The organism is Pseudomonas sp. TWR3-1-1, assembly GCF_049896545.1.
Lineage (GTDB): Bacteria > Pseudomonadota > Gammaproteobacteria > Pseudomonadales > Pseudomonadaceae > Aquipseudomonas > Aquipseudomonas weihenstephanensis.
Map to the genome: position 1 here is coordinate 217,028 of NZ_JAFCUO010000001.1, position 21,871 is coordinate 238,898.

General features: G+C 56.9%; 21 protein-coding genes. 10 read left to right on the forward strand and 11 right to left on the reverse strand.

The window, feature by feature from the left end:
* Window positions 1-150 precede the first annotated feature (150 nt).
* The 6 genes from ACP7A4_RS01070 to ACP7A4_RS01095 form a co-directional block, all read right to left on the reverse strand.
* A complete protein-coding gene (locus tag ACP7A4_RS01070) occupies window positions 151-573 on the reverse strand; it encodes a hypothetical protein (protein WP_426245190.1) in 423 nt (140 codons plus the stop codon).
* On the reverse strand, window positions 570-1,079 hold the full coding sequence (locus ACP7A4_RS01075; RefSeq protein WP_426245192.1) for a hypothetical protein: 510 nt from the start codon (window positions 1,077-1,079) through the stop codon (window positions 570-572). The genes ACP7A4_RS01070 and ACP7A4_RS01075 overlap by 4 nt, the downstream gene beginning before the upstream one ends.
* Before the next feature lie 46 nt (window positions 1,080-1,125).
* Window positions 1,126-4,062, reverse strand: coding sequence for a toxin VasX (locus tag ACP7A4_RS01080; RefSeq protein WP_426245194.1), 2,937 nt, complete (start codon window positions 4,060-4,062; stop codon window positions 1,126-1,128).
* Between the two features lie 239 nt (window positions 4,063-4,301).
* The gene (locus ACP7A4_RS01085; RefSeq protein WP_203302239.1) at window positions 4,302-4,592 is read right to left on the reverse strand and encodes a chorismate mutase; all 291 of its coding nucleotides are present in this window, start codon (window positions 4,590-4,592) and stop codon (window positions 4,302-4,304) included.
* A gap of 15 nt (window positions 4,593-4,607) precedes the next feature.
* On the reverse strand, window positions 4,608-6,461 hold the full coding sequence (locus ACP7A4_RS01090) for a DUF4105 domain-containing protein (protein ID WP_426245196.1): 1,854 nt from the start codon (window positions 6,459-6,461) through the stop codon (window positions 4,608-4,610).
* Between the two features lie 75 nt (window positions 6,462-6,536).
* Complete coding sequence (locus tag ACP7A4_RS01095) at window positions 6,537-7,025, reverse strand: DUF3015 domain-containing protein (protein WP_059763964.1); 489 nt, start codon at window positions 7,023-7,025, stop codon at window positions 6,537-6,539.
* A 272-nt stretch (window positions 7,026-7,297) separates the two neighbouring features.
* Here ACP7A4_RS01095 and ACP7A4_RS01100 point away from each other — a divergent pair, with 272 nt between their 5' ends.
* On the forward strand, window positions 7,298-9,736 hold the full coding sequence (locus ACP7A4_RS01100) for a Lon protease family protein (protein ID WP_059763973.1): 2,439 nt from the start codon (window positions 7,298-7,300) through the stop codon (window positions 9,734-9,736).
* A gap of 236 nt (window positions 9,737-9,972) precedes the next feature.
* Complete coding sequence (locus ACP7A4_RS01105) at window positions 9,973-10,290, forward strand: hypothetical protein (RefSeq protein WP_426245199.1); 318 nt, start codon at window positions 9,973-9,975, stop codon at window positions 10,288-10,290.
* A 10-nt stretch (window positions 10,291-10,300) separates the two neighbouring features.
* On the opposite strand, the gene ACP7A4_RS01110 is transcribed toward ACP7A4_RS01105, so the two are convergent.
* On the reverse strand, window positions 10,301-12,133 hold the full coding sequence (locus ACP7A4_RS01110) for a hypothetical protein (RefSeq protein WP_426245201.1): 1,833 nt from the start codon (window positions 12,131-12,133) through the stop codon (window positions 10,301-10,303).
* Between the two features lie 142 nt (window positions 12,134-12,275).
* On the opposite strand from ACP7A4_RS01110, the gene ACP7A4_RS01115 reads away from it, so the two are divergent.
* The gene (locus tag ACP7A4_RS01115) at window positions 12,276-12,764 is read left to right on the forward strand and encodes a TIGR00645 family protein (protein WP_048362450.1); all 489 of its coding nucleotides are present in this window, start codon (window positions 12,276-12,278) and stop codon (window positions 12,762-12,764) included.
* Between the two features lie 144 nt (window positions 12,765-12,908).
* A complete protein-coding gene (locus ACP7A4_RS01120) occupies window positions 12,909-13,526 on the forward strand; it encodes an FKBP-type peptidyl-prolyl cis-trans isomerase (protein WP_048362451.1) in 618 nt (205 codons plus the stop codon).
* 62 nt (window positions 13,527-13,588) lie between these two features.
* Here the strand turns inward: ACP7A4_RS01120 and ACP7A4_RS01125 are convergent, their stop codons facing one another.
* From ACP7A4_RS01125 to ACP7A4_RS01135, 3 genes are all read right to left on the reverse strand, one after another.
* Window positions 13,589-13,861: a hypothetical protein gene (locus ACP7A4_RS01125; protein ID WP_048362452.1), complete on the reverse strand. Its 273-nt coding sequence runs from the start codon at window positions 13,859-13,861 to the stop codon at window positions 13,589-13,591.
* Between the two features lie 207 nt (window positions 13,862-14,068).
* On the reverse strand, window positions 14,069-14,410 hold the full coding sequence (locus tag ACP7A4_RS01130; RefSeq protein ID WP_426245204.1) for a zinc ribbon domain-containing protein YjdM: 342 nt from the start codon (window positions 14,408-14,410) through the stop codon (window positions 14,069-14,071).
* A gap of 184 nt (window positions 14,411-14,594) precedes the next feature.
* Entirely contained in the window at window positions 14,595-15,563 is a 969-nt protein-coding gene (locus ACP7A4_RS01135) for a polyprenyl synthetase family protein (protein WP_048362454.1), read from the reverse strand.
* Window positions 15,564-15,804: 241 nt separating this feature from the next.
* On the opposite strand from ACP7A4_RS01135, the gene rplU reads away from it, so the two are divergent.
* The 5 genes from rplU (at window position 15,805) to ACP7A4_RS01160 (ending at window position 19,567) form a co-directional block, all read left to right on the forward strand.
* The gene (gene rplU / locus ACP7A4_RS01140; RefSeq protein WP_003443915.1) at window positions 15,805-16,119 is read left to right on the forward strand and encodes a 50S ribosomal protein L21; all 315 of its coding nucleotides are present in this window, start codon (window positions 15,805-15,807) and stop codon (window positions 16,117-16,119) included.
* A 34-nt stretch (window positions 16,120-16,153) separates the two neighbouring features.
* Window positions 16,154-16,429, forward strand: a complete 276-nt coding sequence (rpmA, locus tag ACP7A4_RS01145) for a 50S ribosomal protein L27 (RefSeq protein ID WP_003443913.1) — start codon at window positions 16,154-16,156, stop codon at window positions 16,427-16,429.
* Window positions 16,430-16,623: 194 nt separating this feature from the next.
* Window positions 16,624-17,850 carry an Obg family GTPase CgtA gene (gene cgtA / locus ACP7A4_RS01150; protein WP_048362455.1) on the forward strand — a complete coding sequence of 409 codons (1,227 nt, stop codon included), beginning with the start codon at window positions 16,624-16,626 and terminating at the stop codon, window positions 17,848-17,850.
* A 123-nt stretch (window positions 17,851-17,973) separates the two neighbouring features.
* On the forward strand, window positions 17,974-19,092 hold the full coding sequence (proB, locus tag ACP7A4_RS01155; protein ID WP_059764041.1) for a glutamate 5-kinase: 1,119 nt from the start codon (window positions 17,974-17,976) through the stop codon (window positions 19,090-19,092).
* Between the two features lie 13 nt (window positions 19,093-19,105).
* Window positions 19,106-19,567 (forward strand): CreA family protein, encoded by a 462-nt coding sequence (locus tag ACP7A4_RS01160; RefSeq protein ID WP_203302243.1) that lies wholly within the window; start codon window positions 19,106-19,108, stop codon window positions 19,565-19,567.
* Window positions 19,568-19,706: 139 nt separating this feature from the next.
* Here ACP7A4_RS01160 and rpsT read toward each other — a convergent pair whose 3' ends face one another.
* Window positions 19,707-19,985: a 30S ribosomal protein S20 gene (gene rpsT / locus ACP7A4_RS01165; RefSeq protein WP_003443902.1), complete on the reverse strand. Its 279-nt coding sequence runs from the start codon at window positions 19,983-19,985 to the stop codon at window positions 19,707-19,709.
* A gap of 251 nt (window positions 19,986-20,236) precedes the next feature.
* On the opposite strand from rpsT, the gene murJ reads away from it, so the two are divergent.
* Complete coding sequence (gene murJ, locus ACP7A4_RS01170; protein WP_059763982.1) at window positions 20,237-21,775, forward strand: murein biosynthesis integral membrane protein MurJ; 1,539 nt, start codon at window positions 20,237-20,239, stop codon at window positions 21,773-21,775.
* Window positions 21,776-21,871: the final 96 nt, after the last annotated feature.

A 21,871-nucleotide genomic window follows, 5' to 3' on the forward strand; every position in this document is an offset into this window, starting at 1 on the left:
AAATCTGCATACGTTTCTGTCATTTTACCGATGGTCTTTCCATAATCTTTGGCTGGGCGTAGCGTCGGGAAAGGCAGTGGAGCAAGGTAGGTTACATCACCGGAGAAAGTATTCTCTTGGTCGCCTGCTAGGGGGGCCGTGAGTTTATTTTTATCGTGCGCCATTAAATGTACTTTCCTCTATCGCCCGTATTAGAACCCACGCGAACAATTGCTCAACACTGGCGTCGGGGTTTGCCGCGTGCAATGTCTTGACTTGTCCACTTTGCTTCAGCCTATCGGCGCTGGGTTTGGACCACTCGATCAGGGCTTGGGGCAACACGTTAGGCTTGTTGAATTTGCGTTGGCGTACGTCGTATTCGGGGATGCGGTGCGCCAGCGTCCACAGGGCCATGACATAAAACACGCCGACTTTGCGGTAGATCATATAGGTGTGATTCAGCTCTTCTATAAATGCGCTATTGTTTTTTGCAGGCGGCAGCGTGGGTGAACGCAGGGGCGCGAGGCAGATAGCCGTTGAGCGGGGCTTTTTCGTTATGTCTCCAGCGACGAGCGTTGAGGCGCTGTGGATCATGATTGATGACTGGCGACTAACAGCAAAGGGTCGAGATATTGCAGTTCGTCTCGTTGGGTTTTGTACGGGATCGCAATGGGTTGATAAGTGCCTTCGGATTCGAGATCGACCCACAGGTTATATTCTTGCAGTTCGTACTCTCCTTCGATTTTAGGCTTTTCAAGTAGCGTCAAAATTTGAACGACTAATACCATTGCTTGTTTTTCAAACCCGGTGGCTTGCCCCACCCTGACGGGTAGTACACGCAATGACAGGGGATAAGGTGAGATGAGTTCAACTCTGTCGCAGATACGTTCACTGACAGCCGTCCATGTTTCCAATGGGTGGCCTTTATCCTGGATGCGTGAGCGGATATCAAAAGCACCTATTCGCACGACGTGGCTTGCATAAGCTGCCGCAGGGGGGATCAAGAGGTCGAGGGTAATGGCAGGTAGAATGAGCATTATTTCTTTGGTTTTGTGAGTGTGGACCACGATAGCAAACGGCGTTTGAGCGATATGCTGCAAAGAGGATTGATAGCTTTTGAGCGCCAGTGACTGTCGTCTTGTTGTGTCAAGACGCCCAAGGCGTAGTTAGTAACCATTCATCATGGGGCGTTGTGTTAAATCGGTTGTATAACCAAGTTCCAATCCATTCAATAGCCGTAAATAAAGTGCCGACAATGGTCGTACGGCCAAAAGCTTTGTAAAGGGCTGGGCCGTTTTTTATTAGCACTGATTTGATTTTTTCAGGATCGCCGAATTTTATAATCGAATCGATAAGCACCGTTGATGTCATCACGCCCCCGTAGAGGCTAGCTCCAAGTTGACCTGTAGACCCTAGAAGGCTCAGGCGGGCGGCCATCAAGGCGTTAAGATTTTTTCCAAGTAAGGAGTGCGCAACGTTCTTTTTGTTAATTGAATAACCCATGCTCGAAGCCCAGATTCCGAAAAGATATCCTAGCCCTCCAAGGGTTAAATTCAATTTGCTCATTGTTATGTAAATATTATTTATCGCGCCATTTTGAGCAATGCCCTTTAGCTGTCGTGCTCGATTGTTCAGGCCGTTATTGGTAATCGATTGTGCTATGGAAAAACCTGCATAGCTTGTTGCGGCGAAGGAACTATATAAACGCTCTTTTTCTTTGGGGTCTCCCGGCACATTACGAATCTCCTCATTCACCTGCCACAAATTAACCAACTGCACAAAAAACACCAGCAATCCCAATCCGTCCCCCAGTTTTCCCAGTGTCGAGGTCCCTTCGTATCCTGCCCGCAGGGAGTGCATCATTTTTTCAGCTTCCAGCTGCTGGGCCTTTGGCAGGTTAATACGCAACCCTGATCGGGACACGGTTTCGTCGGTGCGGCGCATCACCGGTTCGTTGGGGTGTTCGCCAAACGGTGACAGGGCTTGGGCAAAGCGGGCGCTGTAGAGGCTGAGGTCTTGGCGCAATGCGGTGGTGCGTTGCTGGTATTCGCCCGCTTTGATGTGACGTTCGCCGTTAGGGTAGGTGTACTGGCGGCGCAGGTTGTTCAAGCGTTTCAGGTTTTCCAGCCCCTGCACGTAGTTACCCATTTCATGGCGCAGGGCGTTGAGTTCTTTGGCGGTGGCCAGTATGAAGGTCACGTGGTTGTGGTACGCGGCCTCCACCAGTTTCAGGTACATGGCTTTGGGCATGTGCCGCAGCAACACTTCGTGGATGGGCAGCGGCAGGTTTTTGCTGGCCTGGCTCAGGGTTTCAACCGCGCGATTGAGGCCCAGCGCTAATGCGCTGTCGAACAGGTAGCTGACGCTTCTGGCCAGCCCTTGGGTGTTTTCAGGCAGGGTGTCGAGGTTGGGTAAAAGCCCTTCTTCAATCCCCTGCAGTTGTTTGATCGCCTCGGGCACGTTGTAGAGAAAGCCATACGCTGCGTTGCCGAAGGTGGAGTATTGCGCGATGAGTGAGGTTTGCTGGCTCAACGCCAGGGTTTCAAACAGGGGCCGACTGTAGTGTGGGTTGCTTTGCAGCCATTCATGCACCGCGGCGTCGGCATATTCGGTGCGGCAGATATCCTTCAGGCATGCGTAGTGATTGGCGAAGGCCGCGATGCATTGCTGTTCGTCGCTGGCGTCGTAATACCACGCGGCTTTGTGAAAGTGGTCGCGGGTCAACAGGTGCACGCGGTCGGCGGTGATCTGGTCGAGCAAATCGTTCCAGCGTTTGAGGTGCGCGCTGTGGCTGGCAAGGTCGGCGTCCATGGCGTCGCGGTCGATCAGTTCATTGATGCCACGCTGGCCAAAGTTGGCGCCGTAGAGTTGTTGTTGCAAGCGCAAGGTCTGTTCGGTTTTTAGCGCCCAGATGGCGTGGGTGTGGGTGTCAAAAAATTCAGCGGTGATGCGCTGCAACCCAGGGTACAGGCTGAGCAGCGTCTGACGCTGAAGGGTCAGGATAGGTTCGGTCTGAGGGTGGTGGCGGATTTCACTGATCTGCTCTTGAAGTCTGACGCGCGCTTGCTGGAAGTCGGGTGTGGCCACCATCCGCTGAGGATCGTTGATCACATCGCTCAATGCCTGACGGATGCGTTCGCGCTCAGCGTCGGGGCGTTGCGCGAGCGCTTCGGCCATTGTCTTGATGCTCGGGTCCAAGGCATTTTGCAGCACGTTGTCCAGCTCCCCCAAGGCGATGTGGGTCAGCGCTTGAATGTAGGAGGCCAACACATAATCGCGCTGGTTGGCGCCTTCGCGTTCCCCGCTCTTGGCCCAGTCATCCATCCACTCCAGAACCCGATCCTGATAATGGGCGAGGTCTTGCATCACCCCCAGGTCATCGTGCACGGCCATGAAGAAGGTGTTGTCTATGTACTGATCGTGTATCTGGCCGATGAATTCGCCGATATGGGTGTCGCGAAAGAGTGGGCTGCTTTCCCAGAGGTAAGGCCGGGTTTCAGGTTCGGGCAGCGGGGCGTCCTGTGGGTCGTGCTGCTTTGGCTTGCGGGCGTAGCGGGGCGTGGCGTAGTGCGCGACCTCCGGCAGCCACGCTTCAACCTGATTGCGGGTGTAGAGATGATCGCCACCCACTAAAAATTTCGCTGCGCCAAGATCGATACGTTGCATGAAGTGCAGGCGGTCGGCGGGGGAGGCAGTGACCTGTGCGCATTTTTTCAGGCTCCACTGGGTCTGGGAATAATTGACGTACAGCACAGCGTTGCGCGCAAACAGCATGGGGTGCTCGTCATCAATCGAGCCTTCTTCCATTTTGTATTCGTGCAGTTGATGGGTGGCGTGATTCAGCACGTACAAGTAGCCATTACGCATCAGGCGCAAGCCCACAGGACGAGTTTTGAGCGAGTAGGGGGCGGGTGCGTTGTCGGTAGCTGCGCCGGGTTCGATCAGGCCATAACGCAGCGCCAGGCGCTGGACCTTTGCGGTTGGAATGGCGCAATAGCCCATTGAGCATTTGATGTCAGTGCGCGACATGGCCATGGCGGCTTTATTGGCGATGTGCTGTTGGTGAGGCGTGATGCGGGTCATGGCCGATCGTCCCGAGCGCCTGAAAAGCGCGGAAGATCGCATGGGCTGGAGGGTGGAAATAGTCAGCGGGAACAGTTTCGGAAATGTCTAGCGGTGATAGGGAAAGAGCCTACGTTTGCAGGCGTTAGTTTGCGCAGTCGTTGTCGCAGGTGGGGTCTGGCGATTGGGACAGGTCTTGCAGGTTAAGATCGCTGCGCAGTTGATCGCAACCTGCGCCAGCGACTTCACGGCTCAGCCGTTCAGGAAAGCGCCGAGTGTTCAGCCAGCTCTTGCTGGATAAACGCCGCGATCATGGCGCGGTACACCTGTTCGGTGACGTGCGGGTTGGCACCCAGCTCGTCGGCCAAGGCCCTGACCTTGGCGAACACTTGCTCAACCCGCTGCGGCGACTTGACGGCATGGCTGTCTTTTTTAAAACGCGCAGCCTGCGACACATAGCGCCCGCGCTGTGCAATAAGGCCGACGATCTGGCGATCCAGTTGGTCAATGTGTTCGCGGACTTCGTCCAGGGTTTGGCAGTGGGCAGCCATGTCGTGTAACTCCATTCAGTAGTGATACCACTTCACTTCCAGCATCACTTCGTTGACCGGCGAGCTCAGGTGGCTGAACGCTCGTTGGGCGGTCAGGCGCAGGCCGAGGTTGCGGGATATTTCCCACTGCTGGTTCAGGCTTAGCGTGCGGCGGATTTCACCGTTGGTGAAGTAATCCCCCTTGGCTTCCAGGCTCAGATTGCCCAGCGGATTACGCCACAGCAACCCGGTGTTGTAGCCCGCAGCCGGGGCGATGAAGGCGGCGAAGTCGTTGTTGTGTTCCACGCGCACCGTGCCGAGGGCGAAACCCAGCAGGCCGTCGGCCAGTTGCCAGGTGCCGCCTGCGCCGCCATTGACGTGGCTGACGAGGTTTTCGTCGCCATGCTTGCCCAGCACGCGCTCAAGGCCGCCGCCCACTTGCCAGGACCACGGCTGGAGCAGGTCATTGCGCGGTGTCAGCGAGCGGATGTTGGCCAGATCAAGTTGCTGGATTTGCCAGTGGTTGCCTTCGTACTGGCGCAATTTGAGTTGCAGGATTTCAATCTGCGCCCCCAGCGGAAAGCCCGGCGCGTTGTCGTTCAGGTCGTGGTAAGCCATGCGCAGGCCGTACTCGGCAAAGGCCTTGTCGTCGCGGCTGCCCGCGCCCAATTGCCAGGTGCGCGACTCGTGGCCGTTCTCCGGCAGTTCGGGTTTTTCGACGTGCAGCGCCGGTGCCGGGTTTTGGTTGATTGCGCGCAGCAGTTCAAAGCTGCGTTGCGAGCGCTCGGTATCACGCTCCAGGCCGTTGGCACGGTAGCGTTCAAGGCGATAGGCGGCGTCGATGATCAACGCTTGCCGGGCTTTGGGCAGGGCTTTGAATTCAGGGTTTTGCAGTTGCTGTTGATTGGCGCTGACCTGTAGCACCCATTGCTGCTCTTCGGGGTCGAGGACCTTGGCGCGGTCCAGCAACTCGCGCTCGCGTGACGGGCGGTATTCGATGCTTTCGACCAGACCGGCTTCTTTGACCGCTTTTACAGTGTCGGTGGGGATCGCGGTCAACGGGAATTGGGTGGTCAGCTTCAAGCCCGGACGGGCCACTTGCAGCAGTTCAAGCAGACGATACGAGCAGTTTTCGTCGAAGAAGAAGTAGTCGAACTGGATCTGTTTCAGCTCCCACACATGCTCAACCATCCGTTGGGTTTCTTCGGGCGTCAGGTTGAGGCGGTATTCCCACAGGTCGCGGTTTTCGAGGCTGCGATACTCCGAGAGTTTTTCCTGGTAGGGCACCAGTGCGAACAGGCCGGGATAACCGCCAGCCAGGCCTTTCCACGCATACAGAATGCTGTTGTCGGAACCTTCGATGTAGGCGCCGAAGTTGATCGCGTAGCTGAGCAGCGCGGTCTTGTTGCTTTGCACGTCAGCCTGGTCGATGCGCAGTAAGGTGTGACCAAACATCGAGGACGGGCTGTTGAGGTATGCCGCCGGGAAAATCATCACCGTGCTGTGCGGGGCCACGTCTGTGAACCATTGCGTGAACTCGGCGCACGGCGCCTGGGGCAAGTCGTTCAGATTCAGTTGCGCCTTGAGCCAGCGGGTGCGGGCCGGGTACACGCATTGCGGGTGTTTGTCGCCCAGGCTTAAGGGCGAATACAGCGCCTCGACGGTGGCGCGCAATTCAGCGTCCGGGTGGTGAGCGCCGTCGGGGGCGATGAAGAATTTGTCGTCGCTGACATAACTGCGCCAGCCGCCGAGCTTGCGGGCTTCGTAATGTCCCAGGGAGAGCCAGAACGGGTCGTTGGCCAACTGCTGCACACGTTGATTGTCGACAGAGGGCGCGGCATATAACGGGGCGCAGGCACAGAGCGCCAAATAGGCAAGGCGTTTGAGCATGGTCGGCAACTGTTGTCAGACGAATAGAAATGAAGCAGAAGAATACCCGCTCCGAAAGGAGCGGGCAGGTCTCATTTACGCAGCGGTTGCGTACTTGGACAGGCGAGCGTCACTTTTCAGGACGGCCAGGGTGTTGGTGTGAACATCATCAGCAGTCACGTCAGCCTTGCTGAAGATTTGCTGGAAGTGTTCGTGGGTGACCGCTGCAAAGTGATCACGGTCTTCAGGGGCGACACCCAGTACCACCGCGTAGGTGGTCAGCGCTTCGCCATTGCCTTTAGCCATGTCTTCGGACAGCTCGTTCATCATGCCATTCATGGCAATCCACGATTTGCCGCCGTAGGTCAGCGCGTCTTTGGTGGTGCAACCGTTGGTACCGGAAGTCATACCGAAGGTGGCGTTGCCGGATGTGCCGTTGGTGGTGGAGGCCAGGAAGTGGGCCGGAGTGCCGCGCTGGCCTTCAAACAGCATGTTGCCCCAACCGCAGTTCGGGCCGCCTGGTGCTTGAGCCATAGCATTGAGGGAAACAACAGTGAAGAGAGTACCGAGAAGAATCCGTTTCATAGCTTTGTTCTCTATGTGTGTGCAACCAATGGACAAGGGTGTCTGGCCCCGAAGCGCCAGTACGGGCCAGTTATGCCTTCCGGCCGCGTAACATCTTGGAGTCTAGGCATGATCTGTGGGTTCCGTTATTTTTTGTAAAACAATCATTGATCGAGCACAGTTTTAACCCGCAAATGCAGGGCCGCGGGATTTCGCGCATCGTGCGCCTTGCCAGTGGCGTACGGCCAGCGCCAGAATGCGGGCATCTGCCCCGCCCGATGTAAGGAAGCCCGATGCCTGATCCTGTTGCTGCCAGCTTGCGTCTCGCGCCTGACGCGCTGACCCGTCCGTTTTCCGCTGAACAGTTCAGCTTCTCTACCACCAATGATCTGGAGCCTTTTCGCGGCATTCTCGGCCAGGAACGTGCGGTCGAAGCCTTGCAATTTGGCGTGGCCATGCCACGTCCGGGTTACAACGTATTTGTGATGGGCGAACCCGGTACCGGGCGTTTTTCGTTCGTCAAACGCTACCTCAAAGCCGAAGGCAAGCGCCTGAAGTCGCCGAGTGACTGGGTGTATGTCAATAACTTCGATGACCCGCGCGAGCCCCGGGCGCTGGAGCTGCCCGCCAGCAGCGCCTCGGCGTTCATCGCTGACATCAATGGTTTGATCGACAACCTGCTGGCGACCTTTCCGGCGGTGTTTGAGCACCCGACCTATCAACAGCGTAAAAGCGCCATCGACCGGGGCTTTAATCAACGGTATGACCGCGCGCTGGATGTGATCGAGCGTTTGGCGCTGGAAAAAGGCGTGGCCTTGTACCGCGACAGCAGCAACGTCGCCTTTACGCCGATGAGCGACGGCAAGGCACTGGATGAAGCCGAGTTTTCGCAATTGCCCGAAGAGGAGCGCGAGCGTTTTCACGAGGATATTTCGCAGCTCGAAGAGCGTCTCAACGAAGAGCTGGCGAGCCTGCCGCAGTGGAAGCGCGAGTCCAATAACCAACTGCGTCATTTGAACGAAGAAACCATTACCCTGGCGCTGCAACCGTTGCTGGCGCCGCTGTCGCAAAAGTACGCCGAGAACGGCGCTGTGTGCGGCTACTTGCAGGCGGTGCAGGTGTACTTGCTCAAGACCGTGGTCGAGCAACTGGTCGACGACAGCAAGACCGATGCCCAGGCGCGCAAGTTGCTCGAAGAGCAGTACCTGCCCAGCCTGGTGGTCGGCCAACCCATGAGCGGCGGCGCACCGGTGGTGTTTGAACCGCATCCCACCTACGACAACCTGTTTGGCCGTATTGAGTACAGCACCGATCAGGGGGCGCTCTACACCACCTATCGTCAGTTGCGTGCGGGCGCTTTGCACCGCGCCAACGGCGGCTTTTTGATTCTCGAAGCCGAGAAAATGCTCAGCGAGCCGTTTGTATGGGACGCGCTCAAACGCGCACTGCAATCGCGCAAATTGAAAATGGAGTCGCCACTGGGCGAGATGGGGCGCTTGGCGACCGTGACCCTCAGTCCGCAAGTGATCCCGTTGCAGGTCAAAGTCATCATCATTGGTGCCCGCCAGCTGTATTACACGTTGCAAGACCTGGACCCGGACTTCCAGGAGATGTTCCGTGTGCTGGTGGACTTCGACGAAGACATTCCCATGGTCGATGAGAGCCTTGAGCAGTTTGCCCAGTTGCTGACCACGCGCACGTCTGAGGAAGGCATGGCGCCGCTGACAGCTGATGCGGTAGCGCGGCTGGCGACGTACAGCGCCCGTTTGGCCGAGCATCAGGGGCGTTTGTCGGCGCGTATCGGCGATCTGTTCCAGCTGGTCAGCGAGGCGGATTTCATTCGCCATCTGGCCAACGATGAAATGACCGATGCGGGTCATATCGAGCGCGCGCTGAAAGCCAAAGCCACGCGCACCGGTCGAGTGTCGGCACGGATTCTTGACGACATGTTGGCCGGGATCATTCTGATCGACACCGACGGTGCGGCGGTCGGCAAGTGCAACGGCCTGACGGTGCTCGAAGTGGGCGATTCAGCCTTCGGCGTGCCAGCCCGTATTTCGGCCACGGTGTATCCGGGTGGCAGCGGCATCGTCGACATTGAGCGCGAAGTTAACCTCGGCCAACCTATTCACTCCAAAGGCGTGATGATTTTGACCGGGTACCTGGGCAGCCGTTATGCGCAGGAATTCCCGCTGGCGATCTCGGCCAGCATCGCGCTGGAGCAGTCTTACGGCTATGTGGATGGCGACAGTGCGTCACTGGGCGAGGCTTGCACGCTGATTTCAGCGCTGTCGAAAACGCCACTCAAGCAGTGTTTTGCAATCACCGGCTCCATCAACCAGTTCGGCGAAGTGCAGGCTGTGGGTGGCGTCAACGAGAAAATCGAAGGCTTCTTCCGCCTGTGCGAAGCACGCGGGTTGACGGGTGAGCAAGGGGCAATCATTCCCCAGGCCAACGTAGCGACGTTGATGCTGGATGAGAAAGTGTTGCAGGCGGTGCGCGAGGGCAAGTTTCACGTCTACGCGGTGCGCCAGGCGGACGAAGCCTTGAGCTTGTTGGTGGGTGAGCCTGCGGGCGAGCCGGACGCTGAAGGTCAGTTCCCGGAAGGCAGCGTCAATGCGCGGGTGGTTGAGCGGTTACGGGTCATCGCTGAAATGATCAGCGATGAAGACCTCAAAGAGGCCGAAAAGGAGTTGATCGCCGAAACCCTGGCCGCTAAAAAATCGGTTTAAAACCTACCCCGCAGGAGTTGGCGCAGGCTGCGCGCTGTTGATCATTGCGCTAAAGCTCGCAGCCTGCGCCAGCGCCATCGGGATGATTGCAAATGCGCGAACCTTTCCGTTGGTCACGGCGCCTTGGCGAGCGCTGTTTTTCTTCTATTCTCAGCACAAGGACCTCCACTGTCGTCACTGGAACGATGCAGCCCGTTGTGTGCGGCTGAATACAGGATCTACCGAGGGTCGCCGCCATGACGCGCAACCTTTGTCTTACCCGCCAATGCCTGGGGTTGGAAACACGCATCGAGTGCAGCGTGCGCCCGCTTGCAGGTGGTACGGGCATGTGGACGCTGTTGTTTGCCGCAGGGCTTGCCGGCGAGCAGCCGACCACGATCAAGTCCCAAGGCCCGTTCCCTGGCCCGTTCGCGGCTGAAACCATTCTTGAATCCATCTTTGAAAGCCTGACGCTGCACGGCTATCAGTTGGCGGATGATCCGCAGATCTGGTGCCTGCATGTGCAGGCCCAGTTGCGGCAGATCAACGGCGCGCGCAGTCACGCGTCTCGTTGATGGACAGCAATCAATGCGGCGGGTTGACCTCGGGCACTTTGTCCAGTTTGACCTCAAAGCCATATTCCACCGGTGTCAGGTCGGTGCGGGCATAGCTTTCAAGGTACGTCGGCTGGCCATAAAAGTAATGCACGTCAAAGGTGGGCGGGCCATCCGCCTCGCGACTGTGGCTTACGGCTAGCACTTCTTTCAGATAATTACCGGTCTTGTCTTTGGCGTAAAAGCGCCAGGCGTCAGAGGGGAACAGCGTTTGATCAACGATCAACGCATTGCCCTTAAGCTCCAGACCCTTGGGTAAATGGGCAACGTCCAGGGATTGTTGGTCGACGTTGGCGATGTACATCGGGATTGAGCCAATCGCGAAAGCGGGTGTTTCCGGGAACAGGTTGAGGTCATAGGTGATGACGCCGGTGTGCGGGTCAACATCGAAGGCTTCGGCGGGCAACTCCAGGGGTTCACTGCGATTGCCATTGTCGTCTTCGGCAAAGAAGGTCACCGGCGCGTCGGACGAGTCTGGCAGTACGCCCAGCAACTCGTCATTGAAGGTGGCCGGGTGGCTGAACTCCAGGGTCGCGGCGCTGGCGTCGTCAATCGACTGGCTGATGGTGACATTCTTTTTAAACTGCTCAGGGTCGAGGTTGGCGTTCTTCAGGTACGCAGGCGCCTGGTCGTCATAGACCACCACGGCCAGCGGCAATGGCTGTATGTCTTTGTTCACCACGTTTTTGTCGAGCCTGTGTACGGGCAGATCGAGTTCTTTACGCGTGACCGTCGCCGTCGAGAAGTCGAGCACGCTGATGTCGACGTGTTCGACCGTGCCGTTGAAGTAGACCTTGCTGTAGTGATTGGGGTGTTTTTTATCAAAGTCGACTTGTTCGTTGTCCAGCTGTTGCTCAAAGGCCTCGCTCCACGCGGTTTGCTTGAGCATTTCGGCCAGTTGCTGCTGATAAAACGCCAGTTGCTCGGCGTTTTCGTTGATCGAGCCTGCGCGTGAGAGAAATTGCCCGGACAGGTCGTGCGCCTGGATGATCAGCGGGTTTAGCTCGATGTCGCGCACAGGCTCGGCCAGCGCTGCGCTGTTACGAATATCGACCTCTGCAAAGTTTTTGCCCAGCGCCAACAGGGTCACGCTGATGCTGCCCTCGGTGCGGGTCTGGCCAACGTCATCGGCGCTCAGCTTGAAGTTGACCACTCTGCCCGGTGCAATGACTTCGACCTTGCCGTGCAGCATCAGTGGCTGGGGTTGCTGGATGTTCTCGGTTTCGATCCCGTCGATGTAGGGGTAGGTGACGGTCAGGTCGTCCGGGTTGCTCAGGTTGGCGCTGGAGGGGCTCAACTGGATGCCGGGGTCGGTCTCGGACCATTCGGCCTGAAAGGGCACCACCTGTTTGTTGCTCAGGGTGACGGACTGCCATTCCAGCACATGCGGGAACGGGAACTGCGAGGCGCTATTGAGCGGGAACGGGAACACCGGCTCCAGATCGGTCAGGTAGTCAGAGCTGGCGGGTTTGCGCAGCACAAACAAGCCATTGATGTAGGTGTCAGTCAGTGCCTGGGTGGTGGGGTAGTGCTTGAGCAGCGCCAGATCGTCGGTGGTGTATTGGGTCTCAATCGGCTTGTCTTGCAACTTGATACGCGCACGTTCAAGCAACAACAAAGAGCCACCGAGGTCGGCAACGGCATCCTTGAGTGGCTGGTCTTTGATGGTGTCCAGGTTCTGTTCGAACTGCGCGGTCCTTTCTTCCAGGCTGGCGAGTGGGTGTTTCTCATCCGGTGAACAGCCTCCTGTGGCGAGCAGCGCCAATGAGAGTCCGAGACCAGCCAAGGGGAGTCGCAGATCCATTCTTCAGTTTTCCTGTCCGTAAACGATGCCGAGTAGGAGGACACTAGCAGAAAAAGTTTTTACAGACTGTGTCTGGGGCTTCATGCCAGCTGTTTTCTCACTGATATACTCGCGCCCATTTTTCTACATCCTGTGAGATTCAATGGAACGCTTTATCGAAAATGCAATGTACGCTTCGCGCTGGATTCTAGCGCCGATCTATTTTGGTTTGTCCCTGGGGCTGCTGGCGCTGGCCTTGAAATTCTTTCAGGAAGTGTTTCACGTAATCCCTAACGTGTTTGCGCTATCTGAGTCGGACTTGATCCTGGTCATTCTGTCGCTGATCGACATGGCGCTGGTCGGCGGCTTGCTGGTGATGGTGATGATCTCGGGCTACGAGAACTTCGTTTCGCAACTGGACATCGACGAGCACAAAGAGAAGCTCAGCTGGCTGGGTACGATGGACTCCACGTCGCTGAAAATGAAAGTGGCCGCCTCGATTGTTGCGATCTCTTCGATCCACCTGCTGCGGGTGTTTATGGACGCGCGCAACATCGAGCCTCAGTACCTGATGTGGTACGTGATCATTCATATGACGTTCGTGATCTCGGCGTTTGCGATGGGTTATCTGGACAAACTCACCAAGCATTGATGCCCCATGCAGCTCGCGGCGCATAACCCGGGCTGCGAAGGCTTTGGGGGCTGTGGTAGTCTGCTCGCCCTTTTTTGGTTCAGGGCGTTTGGGGTCAGCGGTTGCGACTGGCTGGCCAGGAACGTCCCACAGCGGAGCAGTGTTATGTCCGAAGTAAATCTGTCGACCGACGAAACCCGCGTTAGCTATGGCATTGGCCGTCAGTTGGGCGACCAACTGCGTGACAACCCGCCACCGGGCGTGAGCCTGGATGCAATCCTGGCGGGCCTGACTGATGCGTTCGCCGGTAAAGAAAGCCGCGTAGGTCAGGAAGAAATGTCGGCCAGCTTTAAAGTGATCCGCGAGATCATGCAAGCTGAAGCGGCTGCCAAGGCTGAAGCGGCCGCTGGCGAAGGCAAGGCTTTCCTGGCTGAAAACGCCCAGAAAGACGGCATCACCACCCTGGCATCGGGTCTGCAATTTGAAGTAGTGACGGCCGGTGAAGGCGCTAAGCCATCCCGCGAAGACACTGTTCGCGTTCACTATCACGGCACCCTGATCGACGGCACTGTGTTCGACAGTTCCTACGAGCGCGGTGAACCTGCTGAGTTTCCAGTGGGCGGCGTGATTGCCGGCTGGACTGAGGCACTGCAATTGATGAATGCCGGCAGCAAATGGCGCATCTACGTGCCGAGCGAATTGGCTTACGGCGCACAAGGCGTTGGCAGCATCGCCCCACACAGCGTGTTGGTATTCGACGTTGAGTTGCTGGACGTTCTGTAAGAACCCGGTGTTTTAACGCCAGTGGCGGGTTTGCGGGTAAGCCCGCCACTGCGCAAGACGCATCATATTTCTATTTTGGCGTGATGCTCATGGGTGTCAGTCGAGCCGACAGGGCGCAATGCCCGGGCGTAGCAAAATAGAAACAGATTGCGCACTAACTCCTTGAGCACCACCGGCTCGCTGGAGTTAAGCCCCGAGAAATCCAGATCTCCCTGATCGTGCAGTTCGTTCAGCGCTTCTTCTTCCAGTACCGCACAGACTTCCCCGGTTTCCCGATGCAGGATTCGCAGATAGGGGTGTGGACGGTCCAGCCAGGCATCAATTAAATAAGTCATGGGTGTCGTCTCCTTGATGAATATCAATGAGAATAATTCTTATTCAATTAATAGCAAGTGCCTATTGGCGCAATTGTGTTTTTTCTGCGCAGAAATTGCTGTCGGTCAAAGTGACTGGCTTTTTGATATTGCGCATCAGTAGCGGCGGGATTGGAGCGGGGAGGGCGACACCTTCCTGCGCAGGGCGCAGGAAGGAATGCAGCACAATCAGACTTTACGCACGAACTCGGACTTGAGCTTCATGGGGCCGATGCCGTCGATTTTGCAGTCGATATCGTGGTCGCCGTCGCACAGGCGGATGTTTTTGACCTTGGTGCCAACTTTGACCACCAGCGAGGTGCCTTTGATTTTCAGGTCTTTGATAACGGTGATGGTGTCACCGTCGGTCAGCACAGTGCCCGACGCATCTTTGTAGACTTTTACATCGCTGATGTCTTCAGCCTCGCCATTGGCGGACCACTCATGGGCGCATTCCGGGCAGATCAGCTGTGCGCCGTCTTCGTAGGTGTATTCGGAATTGCATTTTGGGCAGGGTGGCAAAGTGCTCACTTGCGCTCCTTAAAAGTCAGGATGGCTAAAAGGCACGCATTGTATAGGGTTTTGTTGGCGGGCGGGGAAGTGCGGGGTGGTGCGCGCTTATCGCTTGTGCCGAAGGTTGCGGGGAGAGCTTTGGTAGAACGGGGGGACATGCCCCCCGTTTGCAGCCTGCTACGGCGATTACCAGGTGTGAGGTTCAGTGCGTACGTGCGACCGCAAATTCGCTCAACTCCACCAGCGCGTCGCGGTATTCGCTCGGCGGCAGGGCTTCAAGGCAAACAATGGCCTTGGCCACATAGTCGCGTGCCAGTTGGGCGGTGTATTCCAGCGAGCCGGAAGCCTCGACAGCCGCGCGGATGCTTTCCAGGTCTTCAATGCCACCTTTCTGGATCGCCTGGCGAACCAGGGCAGCTTGCTCCGGCGTGCCTTCGCGCATGGTGTAGATCAGCGGCAGGGTCGGCTTGCCTTCGGCCAGGTCGTCACCCACGTTTTTACCCAGGGTCTCGGCATCGCCACGGTAGTCGAGCAAATCGTCCACCAGTTGGAACGCCACGCCCAGGTGATCGCCAAACGTGCGCAGGGCTTCGCTTTGCTCGGGCGTTGCCCCGGCCAGCGCCGCAGCACTGTGGGTCGAGGCCTCAAAGAGCATGGCGGTTTTGCCGCGGATGACTTCCATGTAGGTTTCTTCGGTGGTGCTGGCATCGCGCACTTTGGACAGTTGCAGCACTTCGCCTTCAGCAATGATGCGCGTGGCTTGCGACAGGATTTTCATCACTGGCATCGAGCCCAGCTCCACCATCATTTCGAAGGAGCGCGAGTACAGGAAGTCGCCCACCAATACGCTCGGCGCGTTGCCCCATGTGGCATTGGCGGTCTTGCGGCCGCGGCGCATGCCGGACATGTCGACTACGTCGTCGTGCAACAGGGTGGCGGTGTGCAGGAACTCAATGGTGGCGGCCAGCAGACGCAAGTCGTCGCCTTCACGGCCCAGAGCCTTGCCACACAGCAACACTAATAAAGGACGAAGGCGTTTGCCGCCGGCCGACGTAATGTAGTCGCCGATTTTTGAGACCAGCGGTACGCGTGAGGTCAGCTGCTTCTTGATGATGCCGTCGACGGCGCTAAAATCGTCCGCAACCGTGCGGTAGAAAGCTTGGGGTTGCATCAGCGACAGGTGCTCCAGAAGGGTTGCGCGGCATGCTAGGTCGGGGGGGATGGCCTGTCAAGGCGCGATGGGCGGCCTCTTGCAACGTGCTGTTGCCTTGCGTACAATCGCGCACCCTGAACTTCCTGGGCAGCACCTGCCTTACGCAATTGCACTTGGGCCGTTCCAGCCCCATGCAGCCATGCCAGCCAATACCTTTACTTATAAAGCGCTGGGTGAGCAGGATTATCGGAGAAATACCATGTCGTACGCAGTAATCGTTACTGGTGGCAAGCAGTACAAAGTAGCTCCAGGTGAATACCTGAAGATCGAAAAACTGGAAATCGCTACCGGCGAATCCGTAACTTTTGATCGCGTTCTGTTGGTTGCCAATGGCGACGACGTGAACATCGGCGCTCCAGTTGTTCCTGGCGCCACTGTTGTTGCTGAAGTGATCTCCCAAGGTCGTCACGATAAAATCCGCATCATCAAGTTCCGTCGTCGTAAGCACCACATGAAGCGTATGGGCCACCGCCAGTGGTACACCGAGATCAAAATCACCGGTATTCAGGCTTAATTTCAGCCTAATTCCTCACTAGGAGAATTGACTCATGGCACACAAAAAAGCTGGTGGTAGTACCCGTAACGGTCGCGACTCAGAAGCCAAACGCCTTGGCGTGAAGATGTATGGCGGCCAGGCTATCATTCCGGGCAACATCATCGTGCGTCAGCGCGGCACCCAATTCCACGCTGGCTACGGCGTTGGTATGGGCAAAGATCACACCCTGTTCGCGAAAGTGGAAGGCGTGATCAAGTTCCAGGTTAAAGGCGCCTTCGGTCGTCGCTATGTAAGCATCGTTCCGAAGACTGCAGTCGTCGCGGCGTAATAGCTTGGTAGCTGGAAGAGCCCTGTCTTGCGACGGGGCTTTTTCGTTTGTGGGATGAGTCTCTTGCAAAACTGTTTGTATGGGCTGCCAGCGCTGGATTTAACGGCCGTTGATTGAGGTCGCTGCGCTCATTTTTGCAAGAGTCTTATGTCTTATGTTTATCGGCTCGTCCTGATGACGAGAGGCGTTTTGTTATGAAGTTTGTTGATGAAGTATCGATCAAGGTAAAAGCGGGCGACGGTGGTAACGGTTGCATGAGTTTCCGTCGCGAGAAGTTCATCGAAAATGGCGGCCCTAACGGCGGTGATGGTGGTGATGGCGGCTCGATCTTCATGGTCGCCGACGAAAACCTCAACACGCTGGTTGACTACCGTTACACCCGTCACTTTGACGCTGAGCGCGGTTCGAACGGCGGCAGCGCGGACTGCACTGGTCGCAAGGGTGAGGACCTGATCCTGCGCGTGCCGGTCGGCACCACGGTGATCGATGCGGGTACGCAGGAAGTCATTGGCGACCTGACCAAGGCGGGTCAGAAGTTGATGGTGGTGCAAGGTGGCTGGCACGGTCTGGGTAACACCCGATTCAAGTCCAGTACCAACCGTGCGCCGCGCCAAACCACGCCGGGTAAGCCGGGTGAGTTGCGTGACCTGAAACTGGAGCTCAAAGTGCTGGCCGACGTCGGTCTGCTGGGCTTGCCGAACGCGGGTAAAAGTACCTTTATTCGTTCGGTGTCCGCAGCCAAGCCAAAAGTGGCGGATTATCCGTTCACTACTCTGGTGCCTAACCTGGGCGTCGTCAGCGTTGATCGCTGGAAGAGCTTTGTCATTGCCGACATCCCGGGTTTGATCGAAGGGGCTTCGGATGGTGCGGGCCTGGGGATTCGCTTCCTCAAGCACTTGGCGCGTACTCGTCTGTTGCTGCACCTCGTCGACATGGCGCCGGTGGAGGGCACTGACAGCGCTGCGGATACTGCTGAAGTCATCGTTAACGAGCTGACCAAGTTCAGCCCGTCGCTGGCTGAGCGTGATCGTTGGCTGGTGCTGAACAAGTGTGATTCGTTGCCGCAGGATGAGCACGATGCACGCGTTAAAGAAGTGGTGGATCGTCTTGAGTGGACAGGTCCTGTGTATGTGATTTCGGCGATTGCCAAAATCGGTACCGACAAGCTGTGCCACGACATCATGCGCTACCTCGAAGATCGTGCTGACCGTCTGGCCAATGACCCTGCTTATAAAGCAGAGCTGGCTGAGCTGGATCAGCGCATCGAAGACGAAGCGCGTGCGCAGTTGCAAGCGCTTGATGACAAGCGTGCTCTGCGTCGCAGTGGCGTGAAGAGCGTCCATGATATCGGTGAAGATGACTGGGACGAAGAAGACGTTGATGACGAAGACGGTCCGGAAATCATTTACGTCCGCGACTGATTTGTTGCAGTAAACTACAGCGCCGCTCAATTGAGCGGCGTTTTAGCATCTACGAAACGGTAATCAAAAAATTTCCATGAGTGGCGCTCGGTCGCGCTGCTCTCAGGCATAGGTTGGATGATGATGCGGAGCAAGGTGACGGGTGCCCAGCGTTGGGTTGTGAAGATCGGCAGCGCATTGCTGACAGCCGATGGCAAAGGCCTGGATCGTGCAGCAATGGGTGTTTGGGTTGAGCAAATGGTCGCCCTGCACGAGGCGGGTGTTGAGTTGGTGCTGGTGTCTTCGGGCGCGGTTGCGGCTGGCATGAGTCGTCTGGGCTGGACCGTGCGCCCGAGTGCCATGCACGAGCTGCAGGCCGCTGCAGCAATCGGGCAAATGGGGTTGGTGCAAGCGTGGGAGTCGAGCTTTGCGGAACATTCCCGTCACACCGCACAAATTCTGCTGACGCATGACGATTTGTCTGATCGAAAGCGCTATCTAAATGCCCGCAGCACTTTGCGTGCGTTAGTTGAGCTGGGTGTTATCCCGGTCATCAACGAAAACGACACCGTGGTGACCGATGAGATCCGCTTTGGTGATAACGACACCTTGGCGGCGCTGGTGGCCAACCTGGTCGAAGCTGATCTGCTGGTGATTCTGACGGATCGCGACGGCATGTTTGACGCCGATCCGCGAAACAACCCTGATGCCAAAATGATTTACGAAGCCCGTGCTGATGATCCAGCGCTGGATGCGGTCGCAGGGGGCACGGGTGGCGCGCTGGGGCGTGGTGGCATGCAAACCAAGTTGCGTGCCGCGCGACTGGCCGCGCGCTCCGGGGCGCACACGATTATCGTGGGTGGGCGTCTGGAGCGCGTGTTGGACCGTTTGAAGGCGGGTGAGCGCCTGGGCACATTGCTGTCACCTGAGCGCGGTCTGCTCGCAGCGCGTAAGCAGTGGCTGGCGGGGCATCTCCAGACGCGCGGCACGCTAGTGCTGGATGAGGGCGCGGTAGCGGCCTTGTCGCAGGGCCATAAAAGTCTGCTGCCTGTGGGCGTGAAAGCAGTGCAGGGCGGTTTTCGCCGCGGTGAAATGGTGGTGTGCGTGGCGCCGGACGGGCGAGAAGTTGCACGCGGCCTCGCTAACTACAGTGCGGCGGAAGCGCAAAAAATTATCGGGCAGTCGTCAGATGCGATTGTCAGCGTGTTGGGTTATATGGCGGAGCCAGAGCTGGTTCATCGCGATAACCTGATTTTGGTCTGAGTGTGGGGTGCGTATGCGTTTGATCAAGGGGTTGTTGGGGTTGGTGCTGGCAATGCCGTTGCTGGCGTCGGCGCAGGAGATTGGCACGGTGTCGACCGTATTCAAGCTGGTGGGTCCAAATGATCGCATCGTGGTCGAAGCGTTCGATGATCCTAAGGTTGAAGGCGTTACCTGCTACTTGTCTCGCGCTAAAACGGGCGGTATGAAAGGGGGTTTGGGTTTGGCGGAAGATCGCGCAGAGGCGTCGATTGCATGCCGTCAGACCGGTCCGATCAGCTTTAAGGGTGAGTTGAAAGACGGCGATGAAGTGTTCAAGGAACGCACCTCGTTGGTATTCAAGACCATGCAGGTGGTGCGTTTCCTCGATAAAAAGCGCAATACGCTGGTGTACCTGGTGTACAGCGATCGTCTGATCGAAGGCAGTCCGCAGAACGCGGTCACAGCAATCCCGATCCTGCCGTGGCCTCACGGCTAGCGGCGGTTAGTAAAAAGCTGCGACAGGGGGCACTCTGATCGCAGCTTTTTTATGCCTGTCGATAATGTGAGTCAGCGCCTGCTTTTTTACGGGCAATAAAAAACCGACCCTGAGGTCGGTTTTTTAAAAAGCTTATCGCTTAAGCAGCAGTCGCAAGGTTCAACGCCTTGACGTGGCCATTCAGGCGGCTCTTATGGCGAGCAGCTTTGTTCTTGTGGATGATGCCTTTATCGGCCATACGGTCGATAACAGGAACAGCCAGAACATAAGCAGCTTGCGCTTTAGCGGCGTCTTTTGCGTCGATGGCTTTAACTACATTCTTGATGTAGGTGCGAACCATGGAACGCAGGCTGGCGTTGTGGCTGCGACGCTTCTCAGCCTGTTTTGCACGTTTTTTGGCGGAAGGTGTGTTGGCCACCGTCGAGCTCCTCGAAAGACTTTTAGGAAATAACAAACAAAATAGGCCGCGAATCATGCCGATGACGTGAAGGCTTGTCAAGGGCGATTGATACGATCCGCTGAGTGGTGGATCGAGGGAGACGGGAGATTTATTTCCGGCGCTTGACCTGTAAACTCGCGAGCTTGGCTCTGTGCTGTTGCGGCGCGCAGTATCGCATAAGTGGACGCTTTGTTCGCCTGCTCTTTCTTTAATAGGCAAAAACTCTTTCAATGAATTTGCTCAAATCGTTGGCTGCCGTCAGCTCAATCACCATGATTTCAAGGGTTTTGGGCTTTGTTCGGGACACGATCATTGCACGCACCTTTGGCGCCGGAATGGCCACGGATGCGTTCTTTATCGCCTTTAAACTGCCTAATCTGCTGCGTCGGATCTTCGCCGAGGGTGCATTTTCGCAAGCTTTTGTACCGATATTGGCGGAGTACAAAAGCCAGCAGGGTGAGGAAGCGACACGCACCTTCGTGGCTTATGTGGCCGGTTTGCTGACCCTGGTACTGGCAATTGTCACTGCGTTAGGCATGATTGCTGCGCCTTGGGTGATCTGGGCCACGGCGCCGGGCTTTGCCACCACCCCAGAGAAATTCCAGCTCACCAGTGACATGCTGCGTGTCACCTTCCCTTATATATTGCTGATTTCGCTGTCTTCGCTGGCGGGTGCGATCCTCAACACGTGGAACCGTTTTTCGGTCCCGGCCTTTGTGCCGACCCTGCTCAACGTCAGCATGATTATTTTCGCGCTGTTCCTGACGCCTTATTTTGACCCGCCCGTGATGGCCTTGGGCTGGGCAGTGCTGGCCGGTGGTTTGGCTCAGTTGCTGTTCCAGTTACCGCACCTGAAAAAAATCGGCATGTTGGTGTTGCCTCGCCTGAACCTGCGCGATACCGGTGTCTGGCGGGTCATGAAACAGATGTTGCCCGCCATTCTGGGGGTATCGGTCAGCCAGATTTCATTGATCATCAACACGATTTTCGCCTCGTTTCTGGTCGCAGGCTCGGTGTCCTGGATGTACTACGCCGATCGCCTGATGGAATTGCCTTCCGGTGTTTTGGGCGTCGCGCTGGGTACGATCCTGTTGCCAACCCTGTCCAAAACCTATGCCAATAAAGACCGCCAGGAGTATTCGCGAATTCTCGATTGGGGCTTGCGTCTGTGTTTTGTGCTGGTTTTGCCGTGTTCGCTGGCATTGGCGATTCTGGCTGAGCCGCTGACGGTTTCGCTGTTCCAGTACGGCGAGTTCAGTGCGCTGGATGCGGCGATGACCCAGCGCGCCCTGATGGCGTATTCGGTCGGTTTGCTGGGCATTATCTTGATCAAAGTGCTGGCTCCCGGCTTTTACGCTCAACAAAATATTCGTACGCCGGTGAAAATTGCCGTGTTTACCTTGATCCTCACCCAATTGCTGAACCTGGTGTTCATCGTGCCGTTGCAGCACGCAGGCCTGGCGCTGGCAATCAGTGTGGGGGCGTGCATCAATGCGGGCCTGTTGTTTTGGCAGTTACGCAAACAACAGCTATTTGTGGTCCAGCCTGGCTGGACCAAATACCTGTGCAAGCTGTTACTGGCCGTGGCCGTGATGTCGGGCGTTTTGATTGGGCTTATGCACGTGATGCCAGCGTGGGACCACGGTCATATGCTGGAGCGCTTCCTGCGTTTGGGCGGCTTAGTGGTCGCGGGCGTGCTGGCTTATTTCGGCATGTTGTTGTTGCTTGGCTTGCGTTTGAAGGATTTCGCCCGCAAGTCTCTTATGTAGGGTAATGGTCGCTCAGGCGTCTATTTTGTCGCATTGACTGAATTTGCCGTGCGCTGTTGCCTGTTGTAGCGGGCTGGGTGTGGTTATAATCGGCCA